Below are 18,895 nucleotides of genomic sequence, written 5' to 3' on the forward strand. Positions count from 1 at the left end.
GTAGCAAGTGCACCTATGAGGGCAATAACCATCCAGCTCATGGCGATACGACGCGATAGCGGAATATCTTTAGCACTCTTGATGGCCATGAATCTGGACAGGATATGAGGTTGACCGAAATAACCTAAGCCCCATGCGAGCAGTGAGACTAAGCCTATCACTGTGGTGCTTTCATTGAACATGGAGAGCATGGCCGGATCGATATTGTCTAGACCAATTTGGGTTTCAGGCTGACTGAAGATAGCCACGGGGACGATTAATAGAGCTACCAGCATCAAGCAACCCTGGAAGAAGTCAGTCCAACTGACGGCAAAGAATCCACCGACAAAAGTGTATGCGACGATAATGGTCGAGCCGATAATTAAGGCTAAGGTGTAATCGAGGCCGAAGACTTTTTCAAACAGTATTGCACCGCCTACCATGCCTGCAGAAGCATAGAAGGTGAAGAAAACTAGAATAGTGACCGCTGAAACGAGCTTGAGTAAGCCCTTGCTGTCTTCGAAGCGTTTCTCGAAAAAGTCGGGTAGGGTAAGCGCGTTATCGGTAAATTCCGTGTATATACGCAGACGCTTGGCGACGAAGAGCCAGTTTAACCAGGCGCCAAAGACCAGACCTATACCGATCCAAGCTTCGCCTAGTCCACCCAAATAAACTGCACCGGGTAGACCTAGTAGTAGCCAGCCTGACATATCTGATGCACCGACACTCAATGCGGTGACGCCCGGGCCCATGCTTCTGCCGCCTAAAATATAATCGTCAACTGAGTCCGTCGCTTTATAGGCCCATAGGCCGATCCCCATCATTAGGGCGAGATAGCCGATGAAGGTAACTAATATCGGTAATTCAATATCCATGTTTGTGCCATTATTTATTATTTTAAAATGTGGGTGACATGCTAGCAGATGTTAGATGTGAATCTCAATGTTGATTGCCAATGTGAAGCTGGTAGGTCCTGTGGTGACCGGATGCCACCACAGGCTGTTACGGTTTTAGATGAATATTTGTTGGATCTCTTGCTTTACGTGACCGAGATCTACGTTTTTCTCACTAACCAGTAACATGTAGGCCTTGTCAGTTGTGAAGCCTCGGCCGTTATACTTGTTATCCTTAAAGGCGTGTTCGAGCACCATACGCGCCTCAATGGGGACAATAAATAGCGTGACCTTCCCCTGATCTCCCTCCATGACTAAGTGCAGGCTCTTCACCCCTTGAAAGTCACAAAACGTACTGTAATAGACTTTGCCCGGCTGTTGAGTGAACTTGGCATCGCCAAGTGTACCCATAGAGGCGAGTTGAAAATTGACATCTTTAACGCTGACATCTCGATCTAGGGTCAGTGCTTTAGTCTCGTGATACACGTGGGTTAGGGCATGTTGTCCTAAGTCGACGGGGGCCATCCTCAGTAGGGTGAAACTGATCCCTGCGATAAAAGCGATTGATGCGACCAGCGCCAGCGTAAACCCAGTCTTACGTCTCTGTCTCTGATGCTGATGCAGCTGTTGATTAAGCAGTAACTTAGCCACTAGATCTTCAGGGACATCGATTCTTAAGGCGCGCTCCAATTTACTGTCGAGCTTCTTTAATTCATTGACGAACGCTTCGCGTTCAGGGGCGGCCTGCATCGCCGCTAAAAAATCATCGTCCTGACAGCTTGGCTCTTCATAGGCATGGCGTCTAAACTTCAGCTCATCCATTAGATTGACCTCTTACTTGTGGTTGTTCTATTAACTCTTTTAACTGATTTCTGGCTCGAAACAGACGAGTCATCACGGTATTACGGTTGAGCTGTAATATTGTTGCGATCTCTTCGCCGCTGAAACCACCGATGACTTGTAAAATTAATGGTTCACGGTATTCGATCGCTAATCTTGAGATCTGCCTGCGGATCAGGTGCTGCTCAGCGTTATCTTCGGTGCTGCTGGAGATATGATCTTCCAGCTGATCTTGCTCAATATCTGAGTAATCGAACTGTTTCCGCTCGAATCGACGGGCATTCTCTCTTCGCACTATGGTGATAAGCCAGGCTTTAGCCGCCTTATCATCCTTTAATGATTCCAATGAGCGCCATGCTCTTAGGAAAGTCTCCTGGGTGATGTCCTCCGCAATATGCTTATCCCCACATAACCAATAGGCGTAGCGGAATATGTCTGCATGGAGTGCCCTGACAAGGCTATCGTATCGTCTTTGTTTACTTAGCATGTCAGTATTGACCGAGGAAGCGGGTTTTTTATTTCGTAGGCGATTAAACATTTTTAAATGAGTGCTCGATTAATTACCATAATGGTTGCTAGCTTAACCTGCTTGGAGATAATGGCAAGAAGTTAACTATTAGTCAGTACTAGGTTAACTTCTTGCTGAAGGAGGCGTGAGGTTTACTTAGGGTTTAAATCAACCAGTGCAGAGCTCCGCTGCTGGACCTTTTTATTTTTTGATAGTTTCACCGCTTCGATGACCATCTGATAATCCACAGGCGTTTGTTGCTTACTGAAGGCGCTGATCTGCAGCCGCGAAATGGCTTGATTCAAGTCAGCAGATAACCCGGCTATGTCGGCAAGGCTCATGGCGCGAGAATATTGTTGACTGTAGTGAGCCTGCAGCGCCGTCAATATTTTTCCGGGGTTTCCCTCATTACAGGCGGCTTCCAGCGTCGATAGGCGAGTTCCTTGCTTAACCCTTAGTACGGGGGAGGCACCGCGCTGAACACTGTCATTACTGCTTACTGCATCTGTTGTATCTAGCGTCGATGCCGAGTCAGTCTGGTTAGCCGTGAGCTGTTTAACCTGGCCGAAACTCTTTTTCCACAGCATTAAGGTCGCTAACCATAGGGTGGCAAAGATTAAGCTTAACCAAGGCCAATAATCCGCTGTATTGGTCCCAGAGGAATTCGTTATCTGGGGGAAATTGACTTCTGCTACCTCGCTGTCTATTACTGTGATGGTTCTGGCGGGGAGCATCGCTTGCTCCTGGCGTCTGGTGTGAGGGTTCCACCAAGGCACAGTGATGGCCGGTAAGGTGTATTGTCCGGCTTTGGTTGGCACTATCGCTAAAGTTTGGGTCAGCTGTGACACCATCTGTTTATCTCGCATCATCGTCTTGCGTGCAGGTTTTTCCGGATAGGCTTTAAGTCCTTGGGGGACAGGTATGACAATATCCGCTAAGCTGGTTTCATCCGTATTCACGGCCAGTAGGCTAATGGTACGTGTGATAGGGTTACCGACCCGATATTCCTGAGTCTCTTCCGGCCAGTCTTCATTCAAGGCGACCAGATCTGATACTAACCATTCACCGTGATATTCATTGGGTATAGGGTTAATCAGTAAGATAGATTTCGCGGCTCTGGCTTCCATGGGGCGGCTTTCATTGAAAGAAAAGATGCCGCCTCGACGAGAGCCTTGCACTAATACATCGCCCGAAAAACCTGTACCGTCTATGGTCAGTTCTCCGGGTTGATCGGCAATGATGCCGTATGTGCGTTCGATGACCCGATAGCGGCGGCCGTTGAAAATTTCTGTGGTATCGACATCTTCACCCAGTTGTTTGATCTGTGCACCATCTAAGTCAGGGGCACTAATTAGCCCTCGCTGAAGATCCACAGCTAAGAAGAGTTTCACTCTATAGATGATGAGTTGTCCCACATAGGCTTCTTCGCTGGATAAGCTGGTACGTATAAACAGGTTCTTCATCTGCTGGGGCTGACTGCCCGCAGCGACGACACTGAGCTCGATAGGTGTAGACTCGACTCCGTTTACTCTCAAAGAAGGGATCAAGACAGTGCCGGCATGCTTAGGTGCCAGCAGGATTTGCCAACGAGTTTGCTTCCTGGAGTCGAAATTAACGGTTTGGCTGCTGCGGCTGACGCTGGTGCGCCCAACAATGAAGTCTTTGAGCAGGGGGGATGTATCTAGATCTCCGGTTTTGACATCATCGTCGGCACTGATGGTCAGGACTAAATATTCCTTTTCAACGGCAGGGTTTCTATCGACACTTGTTTCCAGCTGGCTAATGGCAAGAGTGGGAATGGAAAAAACGAGCGTCACTAGGGCGAGTAATAAACGTCTGGAAACTACCATTGCTGCTGATCCTTAGAGTTTGTATCTTGTCTTGTACGTTTTTGATATTCGAGTTGCATCTTATTTCTCAGTAACACTTGCGGGTCGTCGACCAGCGCCCTTAACGCGCGCTCCATCTCGGGAGGAAGTGCTTCTGGTCCTTCATGCATTTGAGCCGCTTGGGCTTTTGCCTGAGCGTCTTCATCTGGATTTTCATCGGCTGCTGCGTTTTGCGGCCTAGCCTGCTGCTCTTGCTCTTCTTGTTGCCTATCATGGCTGTTGGCTTGTTTGTCCTGCTCACTGTCTTGGTTATCTTTTTGAGACTGCAGCTTGTCTGGATCGGCCTGCATGTCGGCATCGTTACTGTTGTTTTTGGAGCTATTTTCTTCTGCGCTCTGCTCTCCTGAATCCGCTTTATCAGCAGCACTGTCCTGCTGTGACTGATTGGATTGTGTTTGCTCATCTTGGTCAGACTTCTGCTTATCTTTGTCTGCATTTTTGTCAGCATCGTCCCCAGACTTCTCTTGTGAGTCTGACTCGTCTTGCTGAGAGTCTTGATCCGCTTGGTCCGCTTGGTCTTTATCTGATTGCTCTTGATCTGGCTTGTCTTGCGCTAATTTTTTGGCAAGTGCTAGGTTGTCCTGTGCATCAGTTAATTGCGGGTCTTGCGCTAATGCTTCTTGATAACGTTCAATTGCTTCTTGATATTTATTCTGTTGCATCAAACTGTTGCCTTGATTATACAGGCCGTTAGCAGACGTGTCCTGTTCGAACAATGACAGAGCCTCATCATACTTTCCTGCCTTATACAGGGCGCTGGCTTGCCATTGAGGAGAGGTGAAGGAATCAGCAGCCTGCTGATAATCCTCTGCCTCATAAGCTTGCACAGCTTGTTGATCTTGGGTTTGCCACAGATTGTCCCAGGTTGATGCATGAACCGGCGCTGGGATATAGACGATAAACACCGCTATGACTGCAACCAATCCATGCCTGAAACTGAGTAAGACTGGCAGCAGGAGTAACAGCGCGATATAGGGGCCGGCATCTTGCCAGATCTCACCATCGAGTTCCGTCGCCTTAGTATCGCCGGTCGTCGACAGCCAGCTCAGCATCTGCTCGAGATCTTGCCCATCACTTCGATAGGGAATTAATACGCCATCGGCAGCCTGGACCAGCTCATTGAGCAGCGAATAGTTCGTCTTAGCGACGACAACTTGATCGGCATTATCTCGGAGTAGCTGTCCATCAGGCAGGCGAATGGGTGAGCCTTGCTCACTGCCAAAAGCCATGATGGCTAAGCGATATTGGGTGTCTTGTAAGACGGCTTTTGCGTCACGCATCTGTTGAGTCGATACGCCGTCTGTGAGCAATAATATGTCACCACGTATGTGTCCGCCTTGAGCGAGTAAGCGTTTACCTCGCGCCAATGCCGCCACTAGGTTAGAGCCTCGAGCTGGCATGATGTCCGGTGTTAAGGTCGGCAACAGATTGAGTAAGGTGGCTCTATCTCGCGTCAAGGGACTGATGGTGAAGGCATCCCCTGCATAGGCGATGAGCCCGGTCTCGCCTTCTTTTAGCTCACCGATAAGGTCGGTTGCCTTAAATTTTGCTTGTGACAATCTATTGGGAGACAGATCGGTCGCGTACATAGACAGAGACATATCCATGATGATGACTCTGCCTTGAGCCGCTTCGTACACAGGCAAAGATTGCTTAGTGAACGCGGGTCCCGACAAGGCAAGCACGGCCACGAACCAAGCTAATCCGAGATAGCCTAACTTACTGCGTTTTATCTCGTTAGTCTGGGTGACTAATAGCCTGGCTAGGTGGGGGGCGATGTAACGACTCCATGTCGAATTTTTTCGTTCGCTGCGCCACAGCAATAGCATGATAATTATCAGGGGGACGAGTGCGAAAAACCACTCGGGTCGAAGAAAATGCATGTTATCTGTCTCCTCGACGGGCCGTTAGCCAGCGTACGGGTCGATTAAATAAGGGGAGTTGAGATAGTGCCATCAAGATAGTGAGCAACAAGGCGGCAGCCAATGGTAGATAAAAGAGTTCCGATTGAGGTCGATAGCTGAGTTGATCTCGGCTAATGGGCTCAAGTTTATCTATTTCTTGATAGATCTGTTGCAGATCCTGAGAACTTCTGGCCCTGAAGTACAGGCCTCCTGTGGTTTTGGCCAGGGAGCTCAGTTGTGCTTCATCGAGATCCATCGACGGGTTGACTCTTTCTGTGCCGAAGATAGAACGTCTCTCCATGACATCTGCGCCGACGCCGATGGCGTAGATCTTCACCCCACGCTTCGCGGCAATAGCGGCGGCCTGATCGGGAGAGATAGAACCTGAATTATTGGAGCCATCGGTGAGCAGCACTAAAATCCGATTACTCTCCTCTACCATGTCGAAACGTTTAACCCCTAAGGCTATCGCTTCGCCTATGGCGGTTTGTTTACCGACTAATCCTATTTGAGCCTCTTGTAAAAATTGCGCGACAGAGCGCCTATCTTGGGTCAAGGGTGCCTGCAGATAAGCATGATCGGCGAACAGAATAAGGCCTAACTTGTCTCCCTTACGACGTTCGATAAAGTCACTGACAACATCTTGAACCAGAGTAAATCGATCCACGGTCTGCCCATTGAGCACCATGTCTTCAATCTGCATACTGCCGGAAAGGTCTACCGCTATCATGAGGTCGCGGCCCTTACTGGGCAGCTCGATAGCTTCACCCATCCACAAGGGGCGCGCAACGGCAATCACTAACAGCACCCAGACTAGCCAGTAGGTCTTACGGGAATGGGCTTGTTGCTGAATTTGCTCAGCCCCATTTTCACCTATGCCGGGCAGATGCAGGTGACCGCTGATCTCGACTTCCTGTTGCTGTTTTCTGAAGATCAGTGGCAGTGGCAGTAATAAGAGTAACCAGGCCCATGCGAGAGTCAGCATTGTGCCTCCTTGTTGCCAGTAGCGATATTCTGAGCGTCTTCTTTCAATGGTAAGGCTTGCTTGAGCCAATGGGTGGCTAGCATCTTGAGTTCTTCGGCCTCTTCTTGAGTCAGCCCTTCTCTGTGATAGCGCCTGTCTAGCAAGGCTTTAAGACGCGGATTTGCGCTGTTAACTTGCTGCGCCATCCACTGGTGCCAACTGTCGCCATGAAGACCTGCCACCTGCTCCCTTGAGAGGTAACTCATGGCTGCGCGTTTGATTAACGAATTTATCTGCACTGGGACATCGGCCGCATGTGTTTCGCTGGACGAGTCCAATGACGCGACGGCTAATAAGACTTCGCGTTTTGGCGCCCTGTGGCGCCTCGCTTGTTTGACTTTGAACATGAGCGCGGTGAGAGCGAACAATATCAGTGCTAGGAGGAGCCAGTAACCTAGGGCTATTGGCATGTTACTGATGGCCTCGGGCGTATGAATGTCTTTCAATGCGGTTAGGGCGGGATTGGCTGTGGGCTGCATTATCTTAACGCTCCAAGTTGATCGTTAAGGGTCATGCCCGCATCTAACGTGCGGGTGTGAACGTTTAATTTTTGCATCATTTGCGTAAACTGGGCTTGGGTCTGAAGTTGTTTTTTCAGCCAGATATCATAGCCGGATCGATTGAGAGTCAGTTCCTTATTGCCATCTTTAACCGGCAGCTGGAACTGTTTGGGCAGTGTTAGCTTGCCTTGTCTCAAGGGATCTGTGATCAAGAAGGCCCCCATATCGCAATGGCGTTTTAGATCTGACAGGGGCGCAAGACAAGAATCATTGAAATTGCTGCCATCGCTGATTATCCAGATCAAGGAACCTGGCTTGGCTATGCGCCTGAGTCTTTGACATGCACGGAACATATGATCGGGCTCAGCCTGATGTGTGCTCAGCCGCGCCAGTTGCTGCTTATGCACAGATTCAATGGCTGAGATGAGTTGCAAGATGCCTTTTTGACGGCTTCTGGGCTTGAGTTCAATATGCTCATCTTCTGTGGCAATCAATGCCCCTAATCTGTCGCTGTGCAAGATTGCACTCCAGCCCAGCGTGGCGGCCAGATGCGCGGCCTGTACCGATTGCAGCAGTAAGCTGGAGCCAAAATAGAGGCTGTGACTGAGATCGAGTAAAATCAGTACCGGCCGCTCGCGCTCCTCAACGAAGAGCTTAGTATGGGCCTTACCCGTACGGGCCGTGACGCGCCAGTCTATGGTCCTGACATCATCACCGGCTTGGTATTGCCGTACTTCGGCAAACTCCATGCCCCGGCCCTTAATCAGGCTGGCCCTATGTCCCGAGAGACTCGCACGGGCTTTAGAGCGTTTCTCGGGAAGCGCTCTGGCGATATTTTGGCATGCTAGCAGCTCTTTTTGATTCAGGTTTACCCCGTCAGCAAAAAGAGGGAGGACAATTTCAGACACTTTAAGGCACCGCGACTTGAGACAAAATGTAATCGATCACTCGGTCGCTACTCACGCCTTCGGCTTGGGCCTGATAGCTCAGCAGTAACCTGTGTCTCAATACGTTGGGTGCCACCGCTTGGATATCTTCCGGTGAAACAAAATCGCGTTCCTGCAACCAGGCGCGGGCGCGGGCGCAGCGCTCTAATGCCAGTGTGGCTCGTGGGCTGACGCCATATTCAAGCCAGCTGGCGAGTTCATCGCTGTAGCGTTGCGGCTGCCTGGTCGCCATCACTATATCGACTATGTATTTCTCTAACGGCTCGGCGAGGTAGAGCTCGAGGGATTCTTCACGGGCTGCGAAGATATCTTTCTGAATGATAGGTTCTACCGTGGGAGCGGCTTGCTTCAAGGCTTCCTTACGCGACATACGCATGATCGCAAACTCAGTTTCCGCATTGGGGTAATCCAGCTTGAGATGCATCAAGAAGCGATCTAATTGTGCTTCGGGTAGCGGATAAGTCCCCTCGTTCTCTAGGGGGTTTTGCGTCGCCATGACCAGAAACAGTTCGGGTAATTTATAGCTATTCTTACCTACAGTAACCTGACCTTCACCCATTGCCTCGAGCAGGGCCGACTGAACCTTGGCAGGAGCACGGTTTATCTCATCGGCCAAGATCAGATTGTGAAAAATCGGTCCGGCTTCAAATTCAAATGTCGCCGTCTGAGCTCGATAGATGTCGGTGCCAGTTAAATCGGCTGGCAGTAAATCCGGGGTAAACTGAATTCGGTGAAAATCCCCTTCGACGCCGTCACATAGGGCCTTTACCGCACGGGTTTTCGCCAGTCCTGGAGGCCCCTCTACGAGTAAATGTCCATCAGCGATCAAGGCTATTAGTAAGTTTTCGGTTAGGACGGGTTGTCCCAAAATGACCTGGTTAAGGTATTCGCGTAACGCGTGAAATCGACTCAAAGGCATGATGCTACTCGGCTTGTTTTTAATTCGTTAAGTTATAGACCAACGACATGGTAAAAAATTCACATAGGGTTTGGCTAGTGCCAATTTACCTTTTGTGTATAAAAGTTATCTCAATAACATGACTAAGTGAGATGCGGCTTGCCGCATACCTTAGGTTTAGCTGTTTGTAATATGCATATATAGGACAAGTAAAATCAAAATAAACTTCATTAAACATTGTTAATATAGGTTTTTTTGATATTTTTCAGCCTAAAAACCAAACAGGTGTTTAAAACTTTCCTGTAAGAAGTTAGAATCAGATCACATTTTAATGGTCAGACCTGTTATATGCAGTACAGTCGGACAGATTAAAACGCGGCAAGGAAATAATAGCGTCAACAGCTAAATATCGGCTAGGCGTATAATAAGAGGGCGGCAAATGAGTCACAGACAACAGGTAACGAACGCCAAGGGCGATCGTATTGCAATAGTAATGGGGTTAAGAACACCATTTGCTAAACAAGCTACGGCGTTTCACGGTGTTTCAGCACTGGACATGGGCAAGATGGTCGTCAACGAGATGTTATCTCGTTCACAGCTCGATCCTAAAGAGATAGAGCAGCTCGTATATGGACAAGTGGTTCAAATGCCAGCGGCGCCCAATATCGCCCGAGAAATTGTATTAGGCACGGGTATGAATGTGAGTACCGATGCCTATAGTGTCAGCCGTGCATGTGCCACCAGTTTTCAGTCTACGGTGAATGTTGCCGAGTCAATTATGACGGGCAATATCGATATCGGTATCGCCGGTGGTGCCGATTCTTCTTCGGTTCTGCCCATTGGTGTATCGAAGAAACTGGCTCATGCGTTAGTCGACCTGAACAAGGCACGCACTTTCAGTCAGAAGCTGGCTATCTTCAGACGCTTAGGGATAAAAGACTTATTCCCCGTTCCGCCCGCCGTCAGCGAATATTCTACCGGTATCTCCATGGGGCAAACCGCAGAGCAGATGGCCAAGACTTATAACATTAGCCGCGCCGATCAAGATGCCTTAGCACACCGCTCCCATACGCTTGCCACAGAGACCTGGAATGCGGGTCATCTTAAAGATGAGGTCATGGCGGCTCATGTCGCGCCTTATAAGCGTTTTATCGACCGTGATAATAATATTCGTGAAAACTCTACCCTGGAATCTTATGCCAAGCTCAGGCCTGCATTCGATCGTAAACATGGCACTGTTACCGCGGCCACCAGTACGCCATTGACCGATGGGGCTTCGGCGGTGCTAATGATGAGTGAGAGCCGCGCTAAAGCACTTGGCTATGATCCCATCGGCTATATCAAGAGTTATGCATTTACTGCCATCGATGTATGGGAAGACATGTTGATGGGCCCCTCTTATGCGACGCCTCTAGCATTGCAACGTGCGGGTATGGAGCTAGAAGATCTGACGCTTATTGAGATGCATGAAGCCTTTGCCGCGCAAACCCTTGCCAATATGCAGATGTTTGCCTCGAAAAAGTTCGCCGCAGAGAAACTTGGCAGAAACCGAGCCATAGGTGAGATAGATATGAGCAAATTTAATGTGTTAGGTGGTTCACTCGCTTATGGTCATCCTTTTGCCGCAACGGGCACTCGACTCATCACCCAAGTCTGTCGTGAGCTAAAGCGTCGAGGCGGTGGTACAGGACTCACTACGGCCTGTGCGGCAGGTGGTTTAGGTGCAGCAATGATAGTAGAAGTGGAGTAATTCTTATGGAAAAGACATTTAATCTAGTTCGCCGTGAAGATGGCATCGCCGTATTGACGATAGATGTACCCGGCGAAACCATGAATACCTTGCGCAGCGAGTTTGGTCCCGAGATCACTAAAATATTGGCGGAAATTAAAGCCGACACCAGCATCAAGGGCCTAGTGTTAGCTTCTGCAAAGAAAGATTGTTTCGTTGCCGGTGCAGATATTTCCATGTTGGATGCTTGCACCTCGGTGGAAGACGCCAAGGCGCTGTCACAGCAAGGGCATATAGTATTTAACGAACTCGAAGCCATGTCGATCCCCGTGGTTGCGGCGATAGATGGTGTGTGTCTGGGCGGCGGTCTGGAGCTGGCATTGGCCTGTCATCAAAGAGTGTGTAGCCTAAATGGTAAGACCATGATGGGCGTGCCTGAGGTTCAGCTAGGCCTGTTGCCTGGTGGCGGTGGTACTCAAAGATTACCTCGATTGGTTGGCATCACTACGGCGTTAGATATGATGCTAACGGGTAAGCAGATCCGACCTAAGCAAGCGTTGAAGATGGGCTTAGTCGACGATGTCGTCCCAGAATCTATACTGCTAGCTACCGCGGTTAAAATGGCGCTGAAAGGCAAACGTTCGCCTAAGAAGGTGAAACAGTCTCTGGTTAACAAGTTGCTCGAAGGCACACCTTTTGGCCGAAATATCATCTTCGATCAAGCGGGTAAGCAAGTCCAGAAGAAGACTCAAGGTAATTACCCCGCGCCAGCCAAGATCATCGACTGTGTGCGTCAAGGCATGGCTAAGGGGAAAACTAAGGGACTGGAAGTGGAAGCCCGTCATTTCGCCGAGCTGGTGATGTCGACTGAGTCGGCCGCATTAAGAAGCATCTTCTTTGCCACGACCGAGATGAAGAGAGAGACTGGTGCCGGAGATGTTGTGCCTCGTAAGGTCAACAAGGTTATGGTACTCGGTGGCGGCCTCATGGGCGGCGGTATTGCCTCGGTGACGACCAGCAAAGCCAAGATCCCGGCGCGAGTGAAAGATATCAGTGAGCAGGGGCTTAGCAACGCACTGTCTTATGCCTATAAACTGCTCGATAAAGGGGTAAAGCGTCGCCATATGACGCCATCGGTCAGAGACAATATCATGTCACTGATGACCACAACCACGGAGTATAAAGGCATCAAGGATGCGGATATCGTGGTTGAAGCCGTATTTGAAGACTTGAACCTTAAGCATCAGATGGTAAAAGATGTCGAGCGTGAGTGTGGCGAGAACACCATTTTCGCGTCAAATACCTCTTCACTGCCCATCTCACAGATCGCCGAGGCGGCCACTCGTCCCGAAAATGTCATCGGTCTGCATTACTTTTCTCCCGTTGAGAAGATGCCCTTGGTGGAAGTTATCGCGCATAAGAAAACTTCGCCCGAGACCATAGCAACCGTGGTTGCCTTTGCCCGTAAGCAAGGGAAAACGCCGATCGTGGTTCAAGACGGCGCCGGTTTCTATGTGAATCGTATTCTGGCCTTGTACATGAACGAAGCCGCACAACTGCTGCTTGAGGGGCAGAGTATTGAGCATTTAGATAAGGCACTGGTTAAGTTTGGTTTCCCTGTCGGTCCTATGACGCTACTCGATGAAGTCGGTATCGATGTAGGCGCTAAGATTTCTCCTATATTGGCTGCTGAGTTGGGTGAGCGATTCAAGGCGCCTGCAGCGTTCGAGAAGTTGCTCAGCGATGACAGAAAGGGTCGTAAGAACGGCAAAGGCTTCTATCTGTATGGGAGCAAATCCAAGAAGAAAGCGAAGCAAGTCGATGAGAGCGTATACCAGGTCCTAGGCTTGAAACCTGGCGTGAATGCTGAAGTTTCCGAAGTCGCGCAGCGATGTGTAGTGCAGATGCTCAATGAGGCGGTACGTTGTTTGGAAGAGGGGATTATCGCATCACCTCGTGACGGTGATATTGGTGCTATCTTCGGTATTGGCTTCCCACCATTCCTGGGTGGACCATTCCACTATATTGATACACTGGGAGCCGGCGTCTTAGTTGCTAAGCTAGAGAAATACCAAGCTAAACACGGCGACAGATTTGTCCCTTGTGATAAGTTAAAGCAGATGGCACAGAGCAAGCAGCGCTTCTTCGATTGATCTAGAACCAACCTACTTACTTAACAATGCGGCAACATCATGCCGCATTTTTTTGTGCCAGAGGAAAATGCCTGCCTATAATACCATTTCCTCATTAATGCGCCTTGAATTGAAAAGACTGAATGGCTCTGAATTGATCACCTATTTAGGGGGATTGGTATTTTATTCACTTTTGGTGTTGTTTTTTGTACAATGCGCTGAATTTTTTGGCCTGAATAGAAAAATTCCATGTAGGGTTATTTCGGCAGGGGATTTCTGATGGTGATATCATTGATTCTATTGGATTCAATGCTACTTGGGGACGTAAACTTGGTGGTTATCAAGAGATATGATCCGTCTCTGCTTTGATATGAGGTGGTAGGTGCTTGCATTGGTAAATGTAGAAAGTGGTGTGTTCCTGATTTGTGTGCTTTTACTATCGGCTATCGTTATGGGAAATCTGGCGTTTCGATCCGGCCTTGGCATCAAGCGCTGGACCTTGCTGGGCCTGATGATCGGTCCTGTAGCCTATCCGCTATTTAATACCCATAAACATTATGCCTGGCGACGTTCAGTGGGTAAGTCTTCAGGATCATTAAAGTGCTAACTTCCTGCTCCTGCTCCAGCTCGGCTCCTGCCGTTTTGATGAGCAATTTGTAGTGTATGAGTAGTTAGAATGTATAAAGCCCCAAATAAAGAGACAAAAAAGGAGCCTAGGCTCCTTTTTTGTATTTAGTTCCACGAGTTATCTAATATCTCAACTCACCAACAATGTCAGTCTACTTCCACCACACTTTGGCTGGGATAACTTCTAAATGGTTCAGTCCTTCTGGAAGCTGTACCTTGATACGGGTTGGCTTGTGAGGTAGGCCAAGTGCTTTCTTAATTGAATCAAACATAATTATTCTCCTTAGACCTTAAGCGATTTCTTGGTTGATGAATTTGATACTTGGGGCACCAGCGAGTTCGACAGGCTTAAATTTCACGTGAGGAGCACCAGCGAGTTCGATAGGCTTGAACTTAACGTGTGGAGCACCAGCCAGTTCGATAGGCTTGAATTTAACGTGTGGAGCACCAGCCAGTTCGATAGGCTTGAATTTAACGTGTGGAGCACCGGCTAGCTCGATAGGCTTGAATTTAACGTGTGGAGCACCGGCTAGCTCGATAGGCTTGAATTTAACGTGTGGAGCACCAGCGAGCTCGATAGGCTTAAACTTAACGTGTGGAGCACCTGCTAGAAGTGTTTGATTAGAGTTAATTGCAGGAGTTTCAAATGCCATTGTAGAAGTTGATAACACAAGGGCGATAGTCGATGCTAATACTTTAATCATATTCTTCTCTCTCAAGTTTTGTACATCTGTTAGTGAGGTACATGTCAGTAGGGATGCCAATTATTATTTTTTGACACTTGAGAGAATATTTGCAGTTGTTATGCCAGCTTTATCATTTTCTTAAAAATAATCGATTATTTTGTTAGTGTTATATTGCTTTTTTGCCATTTTGAACTAAGTCTGGTTCGATGAAATCCTTGTGGAGTAGTTTAGTAAACTCAGTTTCTGTAACCGGCTTGCTAAATATAAACCCCTGAATTTCTTCGCAATTAAGTGCTTTTAGGATGCTGAGTTGAGAAGCGTCTTCTACACCTTCGCCTACAACTGAGAGTCCCATGTTGTGGGCTATAGTAATAATAGAATCGACCATCTTGAGATCACGATCAGATTTATCGATATCGTCCACAAAGGCTTTATCTATCTTCAAGGTATGAATAGGGAAACGTTTAAGGTAAGAGAGTGAAGAGTAACCCGTACCAAAATCGTCTAACGCCAGGGTTACTCCCATTTTTGATAGCTGTTGCATCACCTTAATCGCCTTCTCTGGCTCTTTAATGACGGTCCCTTCGGTGATTTCAAGCTCCAAATTCGCAGCAGGAAGTTGAGTTAGACGTAAAATTGACTCGATTCGCTGCTGTAAGTCGGGTAGGGCGAATTGACAAGAAGATAAATTGACAGCTACACGTCCATTGAAGATCCCTTGACTCCGCCATTTTTGCGCCGCGAAGCAGGCTTTCTTCATGACTATGTCGCCAATTTCTACGATCAAGCCATTCTCTTCGGCTAATGGAATAAATTCACTAGGCGGGATCAGTCCTTTCTCTGGGTGATTGAGCCTGACTAAAGCTTCCATGCCCGCCATCTTGCCACTCTTAAGATCTATCTTAGGTTGATAGTAAACTTCAAACAGGTCTTCCTTGATACCTTGTCTGATGAGGTTTTCCACTTCCAGTTGTTTAATTGCGTTTCGGTTCAGTGATTCTGAGTAGAATTGATAGCGATTGCCACCCCCTGATTTGGCGTGGTACATGGCGATATCAGCTTTACGTAGTAGGGCTTGTTCATTTTGGTCATCTTCAGGGTAGAGCACTATACCGATACTCATGCCAACGACGACCTTGTCGGAGGTCAATTCGAACGGTGTGACGAAGGCTTCGATAACACTGTTAGCAATCACCGCACTCGAGCCTATATCTGGATTATCGTCGACGAGAATGGCAAATTCATCACCGCCGAGGCGGTAGATACTGGTGTGGCAGGGAACCGCAGTTTCGATGCGTCTAGCGACTTTTATTAATAATTCATCACCAACCTGGTGACCCAGAGAGTCATTAATTTTTTTGAAATTATCAAGATCGAGCACCATGAGAGTGTGATGAGTGTCGCGTTTAACCAGGTTACCTAAGGTGACCATCAAACTTGAACGGTTGGGAAGGTTAGTCAGCAGATCGTTGTTGGTCAGCTTTCTAAGCTCTTCTTCTTGCTGTTTACGACGGGAAATATCAGAAAATACGCCTACATAATGAGTAAGCTGTCCCTGTTCATCGTAGATAGCGTCGACAGTGAGTTCCATCAAGAAGCTGGAACCATCTCCCTTAGCGGACTCGACATCGTTACTCCATCGACCTTGTTGATTCAATATAGTGCGGATCTGTTCAGAATAGCTATCGGGGTAAAGGTCGAAGTTAAATTGCTCGCCAATAAACTTATCTTTGGGTTTTAAACACAGCTCACAACAGGCTTCATTTACTTCTACAAATCTAAATTCACTGTCTAGAATAAACATACCTTCTGAAATGTTGGCGATAGCTCGTTCAAAAAGCCTCAACTGTTCTTCGGCATGTTTAAAGTTGTTGATGTTCTTGATGGTACCCGTCATTCGAAGCGGGTTATCTTTCTCATCACGCTCGACAATCTTTGCTCTATCTAAAATCCACACCCAGTCACCGGACTTTCCTTTCACACGATAGGCTGCTTCGAAGTGATCTGACTTGCCATAGAAATGATCATTGAGCGCTGTACTGACACGCTGCTGATCCATGGGGTGAATATTACTTTCTTCACCTGTTTCACCTGATCTCTGCCCATCTCGAGGAAATTCAAGTGATCCCCAGATATTAGAACGATATATCTGCCCGGTTTCGATATCCCAATCCCACATCTCATCACCACTCCCCCATAAAGAGAGTTTTAATCGTTCTTCAGATTTAGCAATCTGGTTTTGGACTTCCCGGCGTCTAAGTATAGACTTTACAATGACTGCTGAAATAATCAGTGAAAGCATGAAATAGATAAATTTAGCTTGTTTAGAAAGCCACCATGGAGGAGTTATTATAACTCTAATGCTTTTTATATCGCCTTTTTTACTTAAAAATCGGTCAACAGCATAAATGTTGAAAGTATATTCACCTGGAGAAAGGTTAGTGTATGTTGCTGAATTTACCCCTTTTGACTCAATCCAAGAATCTGATAATCCTTCCATTTGATATAAGAAATCTATTTCATCAAGATGGTTGCTTGGTGACCAAAACTTAAAAGTGAAAGGGTAATCTGAATATTTCAAGTAAACTTGTTCTGAAATTGAAATTGGCTTTGATAATATACCATCACCTGGGCGTTTTACTATGTTGAACACCAAGAGGTCTTCTATTTTTACTTTCGGGGGTAATGATTCTGATATATATAAATCAATGTCTTTCGGTATCAAAATACTGACACCATTAATTCCTCCAAAAATAAATTTATTCTTCCAATATAATGATGATTGAGTATTGTATTCATCTTGACTTCCTATAGTACGGTCAAGAACATAAAGGCTTTCTTTATTAATGTAAATCACTTCACCCATAGATGTCGCGATTAACTTGTCATTTTCAGACGATATAGAGAATATTGCAAGATTCTTACTATATATTACTTCGTAATGACTATTTATCTTGTCATATATCATCAGAGACTTGGTGGTACCAAAAAAAACTTTGTTAGATGTATTTTTAACGCTGAACACTATGTCATCTGTATAAACTGGTTTTGAACTCTCTTTGTTAATCTCAAAAAGTCCACCTTGGCTTGAGACAAAAATTGAATCGTTATATGAAGATATATCAAATATAGGATTCCCTATGTCTACAGGTAATCTATTAATAATAGTGTGGGTTAATGGTTGAACAACTAGTAGCAACCCGTTGGTTGTTCCTGCAAGTATCGTGTTGTTAAATTCATTGAATTTTAAAGCAGAAACGGGATGACTTGTTAAAATCTCTCTATCATTACTAAGTAAATCTATTGAAAACAATCCACTTGTACTGCCTACATAAAGTTTATTTCTGTAAGTTATGGCTGTTTTTGCGCCAGTGATATGACTGTCATACTTTTTTATATTGTTCGAGCTATCATATACGGAAATGATATTTGAATCAGTTGTTATAGTCAGCTTTATATTTCTTTCTTTAGTTATTGACCATATGTTGTTTGTGTTCTCTGAGCTTTTTTTTATTATATTTAATTTTTCACTTATTTGTATAAAACCCATGTTTTGAGTTGATACAAATAAACTATTTGTCTCGGGGAAAACTAATGGCTTGTCAAGGGTGTAATCTAAATTTGTAATTATTCCTGAGAGTGACGAAGTGAAATTGTAATCGATAGAGTAAAGATTGTTCCCGACCATTCCGTGAAGAGTGTTTTTTAGAATGAAAATAGTATCAAACTTTATTTGATTTACTTGTGTAATTTTATCCCCTTGGACTGTGGATAATCCAAATTCGCCATTTATAATTATTTTATCATTGTACTTTAAAATGTTTTTTGAGTTTTTTACTATTATTTTATTATCAGTTTCACTTATAATGTCCCCATTGTAGTTTCTAACAAAATATGTGTTCTCAGTTTTTATTGTTGTTTTTATTCCATCGAATAAGTTGCTTTCTATAATCGAGTTGATAGAATAGTTATCTTTGTTTATATTTATAACTTTATTATTTGTACCTATAATTATATCATTTTCAAAAATATTTAATGACCATATTGGAAGTTTTTTTGATGTTAACTCTTTTGATATAGGTACAAATTTGTCAACAGTTCTATCTAGTATCACTAAACCTTTGTCCGTCCCCACCAAAAGGTTACCACTATTATCAATAAGTAAGCTTCTAATAAAAGAACTGGGAAGACCTGAATAGCGATCATCTGCAAAGTAATGTTTGAACTCTTTGCCATCAAAACGATTAAGACCGTTAAGTGTCCCTATCCAGACATATCCATCTTTATCTTCTACTAGTGATGTTACTGTGCTTTGTGACAAGCCCTCGGGGACACTGTA

The 18,895-nt window shown here is 46.3% G+C and carries 14 protein-coding genes; 3 read left to right on the forward strand and 11 right to left on the reverse strand.

Annotated features, from left to right (window positions below; all coding sequences use genetic code 11):
* From HRU42_RS17165 to HRU42_RS17205, 9 genes are all read right to left on the reverse strand, one after another.
* The coding region (locus HRU42_RS17165; protein ID WP_295032796.1) for a sodium/solute symporter at window positions 1-854 on the reverse strand (854 nt) is incomplete at its 3' end.
* 135 nt (window positions 855-989) lie between these two features.
* Complete coding sequence (locus HRU42_RS17170) at window positions 990-1,694, reverse strand: DUF3379 domain-containing protein (RefSeq protein WP_295032798.1); 705 nt, start codon at window positions 1,692-1,694, stop codon at window positions 990-992.
* Window positions 1,687-2,250 carry a sigma-70 family RNA polymerase sigma factor gene (locus HRU42_RS17175; RefSeq protein ID WP_295032799.1) on the reverse strand — a complete coding sequence of 188 codons (564 nt, stop codon included), beginning with the start codon at window positions 2,248-2,250 and terminating at the stop codon, window positions 1,687-1,689. The genes HRU42_RS17170 and HRU42_RS17175 overlap by 8 nt, the downstream gene beginning before the upstream one ends.
* A 122-nt stretch (window positions 2,251-2,372) precedes the next feature.
* On the reverse strand, window positions 2,373-4,070 hold the full coding sequence (locus HRU42_RS17180) for a BatD family protein (RefSeq protein WP_295032801.1): 1,698 nt from the start codon (window positions 4,068-4,070) through the stop codon (window positions 2,373-2,375).
* Window positions 4,064-5,992, reverse strand: coding sequence for a VWA domain-containing protein (locus tag HRU42_RS17185; RefSeq protein WP_295032803.1), 1,929 nt, complete (start codon window positions 5,990-5,992; stop codon window positions 4,064-4,066). The genes HRU42_RS17180 and HRU42_RS17185 overlap by 7 nt, the downstream gene beginning before the upstream one ends.
* A 1-nt stretch (window position 5,993) precedes the next feature.
* The gene (locus HRU42_RS17190) at window positions 5,994-6,998 is read right to left on the reverse strand and encodes a VWA domain-containing protein (RefSeq protein ID WP_295032804.1); all 1,005 of its coding nucleotides are present in this window, start codon (window positions 6,996-6,998) and stop codon (window positions 5,994-5,996) included.
* Window positions 6,992-7,516 (reverse strand): DUF4381 domain-containing protein, encoded by a 525-nt coding sequence (locus HRU42_RS17195; RefSeq protein ID WP_295032806.1) that lies wholly within the window; start codon window positions 7,514-7,516, stop codon window positions 6,992-6,994. Before HRU42_RS17195 ends, HRU42_RS17190 begins: the two co-directional genes overlap by 7 nt.
* On the reverse strand, window positions 7,516-8,445 hold the full coding sequence (locus HRU42_RS17200; RefSeq protein WP_295032807.1) for a DUF58 domain-containing protein: 930 nt from the start codon (window positions 8,443-8,445) through the stop codon (window positions 7,516-7,518). Before HRU42_RS17200 ends, HRU42_RS17195 begins: the two co-directional genes overlap by 1 nt.
* A 1-nt stretch (window position 8,446) precedes the next feature.
* Complete coding sequence (locus HRU42_RS17205) at window positions 8,447-9,403, reverse strand: MoxR family ATPase (protein ID WP_295032809.1); 957 nt, start codon at window positions 9,401-9,403, stop codon at window positions 8,447-8,449.
* Window positions 9,404-9,821: 418 nt separating this feature from the next.
* Here HRU42_RS17205 and fadI point away from each other — a divergent pair, with 418 nt between their 5' ends.
* The 3 genes from fadI (at window position 9,822) to HRU42_RS17220 (ending at window position 13,850) form a co-directional block, all read left to right on the forward strand.
* Window positions 9,822-11,132: an acetyl-CoA C-acyltransferase FadI gene (gene fadI, locus HRU42_RS17210; RefSeq protein WP_295032810.1), complete on the forward strand. Its 1,311-nt coding sequence runs from the start codon at window positions 9,822-9,824 to the stop codon at window positions 11,130-11,132.
* Window positions 11,133-11,137: 5 nt separating this feature from the next.
* Window positions 11,138-13,264, forward strand: coding sequence for a fatty acid oxidation complex subunit alpha FadJ (fadJ, locus tag HRU42_RS17215; protein ID WP_295032811.1), 2,127 nt, complete (start codon window positions 11,138-11,140; stop codon window positions 13,262-13,264).
* Window positions 13,265-13,625: 361 nt separating this feature from the next.
* Entirely contained in the window at window positions 13,626-13,850 is a 225-nt protein-coding gene (locus tag HRU42_RS17220; protein WP_295032813.1) for a hypothetical protein, read from the forward strand.
* Between the two features lie 310 nt (window positions 13,851-14,160).
* On the opposite strand, the gene HRU42_RS17225 is transcribed toward HRU42_RS17220, so the two are convergent.
* Together HRU42_RS17225 and HRU42_RS17230 are read right to left on the reverse strand one after the other, a co-directional pair.
* On the reverse strand, window positions 14,161-14,574 hold the full coding sequence (locus HRU42_RS17225; protein ID WP_295032815.1) for a hypothetical protein: 414 nt from the start codon (window positions 14,572-14,574) through the stop codon (window positions 14,161-14,163).
* Window positions 14,575-14,722: 148 nt separating this feature from the next.
* Window positions 14,723-18,877: an EAL domain-containing protein gene (locus tag HRU42_RS17230; protein ID WP_367227195.1), complete on the reverse strand. Its 4,155-nt coding sequence runs from the start codon at window positions 18,875-18,877 to the stop codon at window positions 14,723-14,725.
* Between the last annotated feature and the right edge of the window lie 18 nt (window positions 18,878-18,895).

Origin of the sequence: Shewanella sp. (genome assembly GCF_013214165.1) — a bacterium.
Lineage (GTDB): Bacteria > Pseudomonadota > Gammaproteobacteria > Enterobacterales > Shewanellaceae > Shewanella.